This window comes from Anaerorhabdus sp., from assembly GCF_036641015.1.
In the GTDB taxonomy this organism is placed as follows: domain Bacteria; phylum Bacillota_I; class Bacilli_A; order Erysipelotrichales; family Erysipelotrichaceae; genus Anaerorhabdus.
Genome location: NZ_JAVWFO010000016.1, coordinates 27524 through 33756 on the forward strand (window position 1 = coordinate 27524; position 6233 = coordinate 33756).

Annotated in this window: 4 protein-coding genes; all 4 read right to left on the reverse strand. The window is 33.2% G+C overall.

Features of this window, described 5'->3' with window-relative positions:
- The coding region (locus tag RR430_RS03920) for a type II secretion system F family protein (RefSeq protein ID WP_332508687.1) at positions 1-791 on the reverse strand (791 nt) is incomplete at its 3' end.
- Between the two features lie 205 nt (positions 792-996).
- Positions 997-2067: a hypothetical protein gene (locus tag RR430_RS03925; RefSeq protein ID WP_332487703.1), complete on the reverse strand. Its 1071-nt coding sequence runs from the start codon at positions 2065-2067 to the stop codon at positions 997-999.
- A gap of 117 nt (positions 2068-2184) precedes the next feature.
- Positions 2185-3459 carry a D-alanyl-D-alanine carboxypeptidase family protein gene (locus RR430_RS03930; protein WP_332487701.1) on the reverse strand — a complete coding sequence of 425 codons (1275 nt, stop codon included), beginning with the start codon at positions 3457-3459 and terminating at the stop codon, positions 2185-2187.
- Positions 3460-3569: 110 nt separating this feature from the next.
- On the reverse strand, positions 3570-6077 hold the full coding sequence (locus RR430_RS03935) for a heavy metal translocating P-type ATPase (protein ID WP_332508689.1): 2508 nt from the start codon (positions 6075-6077) through the stop codon (positions 3570-3572).
- Positions 6078-6233 lie beyond the last annotated feature (156 nt).

Below are 6233 nucleotides of genomic sequence, written 5' to 3' on the forward strand. Positions count from 1 at the left end.
GCACATCGAGCAGAATAAATTGTTCTATTCAATTTACCAACAACTGGTCCATTTAGTTTAAATGAGTCAATTGCAAATCTTACTGGTTTTAGTTTACATATAATTGGAATACACATGCCAATTATCGCAACACCACCAAGTACAATCATCCAATACTTTGTCAAAATATTACTAAATGATACAAGAATTTGAGTAATTACCGGTAAATCTTGGCCTTCATACAATTCAAAGAATGTCGGAAGAACTAGTGTCACTAAGAAAATAACTACAACTATCGCAACGACACTCAAAATCATTGGGTACATCATTGCACTTTTTATTTTGTTATTTAATTTGTTTTCTTTTTCAAAGTGTTCACCCATTTTCGCTAAATTCTTTTCAACAATTCCACCAGTTTCTCCGGCTTCAATCATGTTAATTAATATATTAGGGAATACTTCTTGTGCTTTCATGGCAGTAGATAAACTATTACCTTTTTGCATCGACTCATAAATTCTTTCATAAACAACTTTTGTTTTAGGGTTAGTACTCTTAGTTTCAAGAATATGAATGGCTTTAATTATAGTAATACCACTTTCAAGCATAACTGAAATTTGACGGCAGAAAATGATGAGGTCTTTCGGCTTCATCTTTTTAATAGCTTTTGTTTCTTTTACTACTTCATCTTTACTAACAAGGTAGTACTCCATTTGTTTTATCTTTAACAACAAACTTTGTTCATTCTCTGCTTCAATTATTCTAGTTACTTTTTTCTTATTTTTATCTATAAGTACACACTTAAAAGTCTTCATTCATATCACCCTTTGTACATCTATTTTAGCACACACTATTAAAAAGAGGTAATAAAAGTGGCTAGCGTTACCTAAAACCCCTCTATTTTGTCGTGAATGTAACATCCCTTTTGATTATGCATTTTCAATCACTTTAAATCTCAACTTCTTAAAAGCATAGAAAAAGCAAAGGTCGAATGACCTTTGCTTCAAAAGTTAATTTAAACTATTTAATTTCTACAGCGTTGTTAGCAGCAGATTGGATAGCTTTTTGGTAGTCACCAATAGTCATTGTACAAGTTGTCTTTAATTCTTCAACATCAGGTACATTTGTATGGTTTCCGTCACCTTTATCGAATGTTGGCATATCGATGATTTCTTGAGGAGTCTTACCAATTGCGTAAGCTTCTAAAGCAGCGATTTGTTCAAACCATTCTTTACCAATTTCAGAAGCTGAAAGCATACCGTAGTCTGCTCCTTTTTCTTTCTTAGTAGGTGTTACTGTTGTATCTTCTGGAGCTGTAATCACACCAGTTGTGTTAAATTTACCTGCATTTTGAGCAGTATCGATACTTGTGTAAACAATCTTACCATCAGCATCTAAAGCTACTACTGCAAATGAAGTGTTTGCTTGAACTTGACCATCTTTGTCTTCTGTTGCATCAGCAATGTTTAAGCTTGTAACTGAACCAGTTCCAACTTTAGCGACGTTTTCAACAGCTACTGCATTGTCAGCAGCAACTTGGATAGCTTTTAAGTAATCTCCAACTGACATTGTACATGTAGTTTTTAATTCTTCTACATCAGGAACATTGTCATGATCTTCTGTATTTACTGTTGGCATAGCTACTACTTCAGCAACTGTTTTTCCAACTGCATAAGCTTCTAAAGCTTCGATTTGTTCGAACCATTCTTTACCAATAGCAGAAGCTGAAAGCATACCGTAGTCTGCTCCTTTTTCTTTCTTAGTAGGTGTTACTGTTGGATCTTCTGGAGCTGTAACAGCACCAGCTGTGCTAAATTTACCTGTGTTTTGTGCAGTATCGATAGAAACGTATTTAATTACGTCACCTTCTAATACTACAGTTGCAAATGTAGTGTTGAATTGAGCTTGTCCATCTTTATCTTCAGATGCATCAGCAACTTTGATAGATGTTACAGAACCAATTCCCACTTTTAATCCTGTTGTTTCAACAGGTGCTTCAGTTTCTGCAGGTGTTTCTGTTGGTGTAGCAGGTTTGCTTGAACATCCAACTAAAACCATTGCAGCAACTAATAATGTTAATAGTTTTTTCATTTTATTTCTTCCTCCGTAGTTCTCATTATACTTTTTATCGAATACCGTGTCAATTAATCGTTTGTCATTTCACAAACGATTTTTCAACTTGTGAAATATGTCGTATTTTTAACTTCACTATTCTGGTAGCTTTGTGCTTTTCATTATAAATATAAGCACCTTTAATCCGATAAATAACGCTAAGATTCCAACGCTTATCCAATCAATTACAGTCACTATTTTAGGCAATGTACTTCCCTTAAAACTAAGATCATATAATGTGATATGTTTTTCTAATTCAACTTCTCCTACAACATCGCCATCAATCTTTATAACTGCATATCCTTCTATATTACTACCCTCATCTTGTTTACGTACTTCTGTTTCTAAAACAATTAAACTTTCATCAACTGACATCGGTAACAACACATTCAATGAATTAGCTAAAGTAAAATCAACTTCCCCTATTACTTTACTTCCTTCTTTCACCTCTGAGTGTACATCACCTATTTCATTTGAAATAGTCACAGTCTTGTAATTATTGAATCCATAGTTTAATAACTTAGTCATATCTTCATAACGTGCATCACCACTATCACACCCCATAACAACACCTATTAAATCCATATTGTCTTTCGTGGCACTATTCACCATGGTATATCCAGCGTCTTCTGTCCAACCTGTTTTACCACCTGTCACATATTCATAACTATACTTAGAATTCTTCAACATTTCATTTCCTGTTGAAAACACTCTAGTTTCTGTTTGTTTATTTGTAGGTGCCATATCATATCGCACTTGTCCAAATACTTCTTTGAACTTTTCATTGCGTAAGGCAGCCCTAGTTATCATTGCCATATCATATGCTGTAGTTACATGACCATCATCATTTAATCCATGAGCATTTGAAAAATTACTATTTTTAGCACCAACACTTGTAGCTACTTCATTCATTAATTTTGCAAATTCTTCTTGTGTACCACTTACTGCTTCCGCAAGAACATTGGATGCATCATTCGCACTCGCCATAATCGATGCATATACCAAATCAATCATTGGTGCTTCCTCGCCATAATCTAACCAGATATGACTACTTGTTCTATCTATATTATCTATCGCCGTTGCACTTGCTGATAACACCGCACTAGAATCTAATTTCTCTAGCGCAATATAGTTTGTGAGTATCTTTGTAATACTTGCCGGATATCTTTGTTCATTCATATTCTTTTGATATAGAACCATCCCCGTTTTAGCATCTATTAATACTGCTGTTTTGGCATTCAATGCTAAACTATCAACAACTGGAGTTGCTGTTGGCTCTGATGTAGGCTCTGTGTCCTCGGCAAAAAGAGGTAAATAATTACCAATTATTAATCCTATACACAATAAAGAAGAAAATATTTTCTTAATCATTTTTATCATCCATTCTAATTCTTTTCTATTATAACCTATAACATCCATTTTTTTGAGTTATAAATCATTTTTACCAAAAGAAAATCCTCATTTCAAAATGAGGATAAATTCTATTTCTTAAGTAATCTTATTGAATTAAGAATCGCTAATACCGATACACCAACATCAGCAAATATTGCAAGCCACATACCAGCAAGACCAAATCCAGCCATAACTAATACCAATAATTTAATACCAATCGCTCCAACAATATTTTGTTGTACAATTTTCATTGTTTTCTTTGAGCGGTTGATAGCTAATGGAATTTTATTTAAGTTATCATCCATAATCACAACATCTGCAGCTTCAATTGCTGCATCACTACCAACTCCACCCATCGCAAATCCTAGATCTGCTAACGCAAGTACTGGAGCATCATTAATTCCATCTCCTGCAAATCCTAGCTTACCATTAGGCAATAGTTTTTCAACAACTTCTACTTTTTGATTTGGTAAACATTCACTATAAACTGAATCAATACCAACTTCTTTTGCAATGTGCTCCGCAACAACTTTTCTATCACCACTTAACATTACACTAGAAATACCTGTTGCTTTAAGTGATTGAATCGCTTGTTTAGAATCTTTTTTGAGTCGATCTTCAATAATAATTGTACCAACATATTCATTATTTTTTGCCACTAACACCAATGTGCCTAATTCATCTACCCTAGGATAATCAACATTAAATTGATTCATTAATTTCTCATTGCCAACTAATATTACATCACCATCAAGTTTTACCGAGATACCATGTCCAGCAATTTCTTCCACATCCATTATTCTTGTTCCATCTATTTCTTTACCATAAGCTTCAAGAATTGATGTCGCAATAGGATGAGTAGAATTGTTTTCTGCATATGCTGCATATTCTAATGCATTTTCATTCCCTAGTATTTTACTAACCCCAAATTTACCCTCGGTTATTGTTCCTGTCTTGTCAAAAACCATTTGTTTTAATACTGATAAGTTCTCAATTACCGTGCTACCTTTTACTAATATTCCATTTTTACTTAATCCACCAATACCAGCAAAGAAACCTAGTGGTATGCTTATTACCAATGCACATGGACATGAAATTACTAAGAATGCACAAGCACGTTCAATTGAATCATAATACGTAATCCCTGGCATAAATACTGGAAGAAACGCCGCAATTGCAACCGCTAATAGCACCACAATTGGTGTATATACTTTTGAAAATTTAGTGATAAAATTTTCTGATTTTGTTTTTCTACTACTCGTATTTTCAACAAGCTCTAAAATTTTACTTACAGTACTTTCACCATATGGTTTTGTTACTTGTATTTCTAATAGTCCTCTTTGATTAACACTACCACTTAATACTTCATCACCCTCTTGAACATCTCGTTCTAAGCTTTCACCCGTTAAACTGGATGTATCTAAACTACTCATTCCCTTTTTAATAACACCATCTAATGGAATTCGCTCCCCTGGTTTAACAACCACAACATCGTTAACCATTACCTCCTCTGGCGATAAATCAACTGTTTCAATCCCTCTTAATACGTGAGCTACATCTGGTCTAATATCCATTAAATCTGCAATTGATTTGCGACTAGAGTATACTGCTTTTTCTTGGAAGTATTCACCCACTTGGTAAAACAACATAACCGCTACTGCTTCTTTATAATCCTGTAACATAATCGCTACTATAGTCGCTAGTGCCATTAAGAAGTTTTCATCAAACCATTGACCTTTTAATATATTTCTCACTGCGTTATAAACAACATCGTAACCTAAAATTACATAGGCAATTAACATTAACACTACCCCTAGAATACTTGTATCAATTATAATTAATCCAATTGCAAAAATTATTGCGCCAACTACTATTCTATATAATGCTTTTTTAAAGTCATGTTCTTTTTCTACTGATTGATTTGTTGTCTTAATATGTTCAACAATTACATCTGGTTCCATTTCTTTTACTATATTAATAATAGAGTTCTCTATTTCAACCTGTTTGTTTTTTTGACAACTGTATGTACAAGTAGTACTCATAAAATCTACTGTTACTTTTTCTACTCCATCTACCTTAGATATTGCTTCCTCTATCTCAGCTGCACAATGTGCACAATCTAAGCCTTTAAAAAACAATGAATATTCACTGCCTTTTTTATTCACCACAACATCTGGTTCTTTTTCATTAATTATTCTAATGATTTCTTTTTCTATATTAGCATGACTACCTTTTTGACAACGGTATGTACAAGTTGTGCTCATGAAGTCTACTGTTACCTTTTCTACTCCATCTACCTTAGATATTGCTTCCTCTATCTCAGCTGCACAATGTGCACAATCTAAGCCATTAAGAATTAATGCATACTCAACACCAGTTTCTGTTACATCTACATCTGGTTCCATTTCTTTTACTATCTTTTTGATTTCATTTTTTATACTATCTATATTCATATTATCTTTTGGATAAAACGTTAATTTTTTAGACATAAAATCAACATGAGCTTTTTCAACGGAATTCATACCACTTATTTTGTTTTCTATTTCGGAAGCACAATGTGCGCAATCCAAACCATTTAACACCAATTCAATCTTCATAGTTTCACCTCATACATATGAACATATGTTCATATGTAGTATATATTGTTTGCCTATAAGTGTCAACCATATTTCTTAAAAACATAAAAAAACCTAGTTTGTTATTTTCACATTCTAGGTTATTAATAAATCAGTATATTATTACTTATTTAGTTC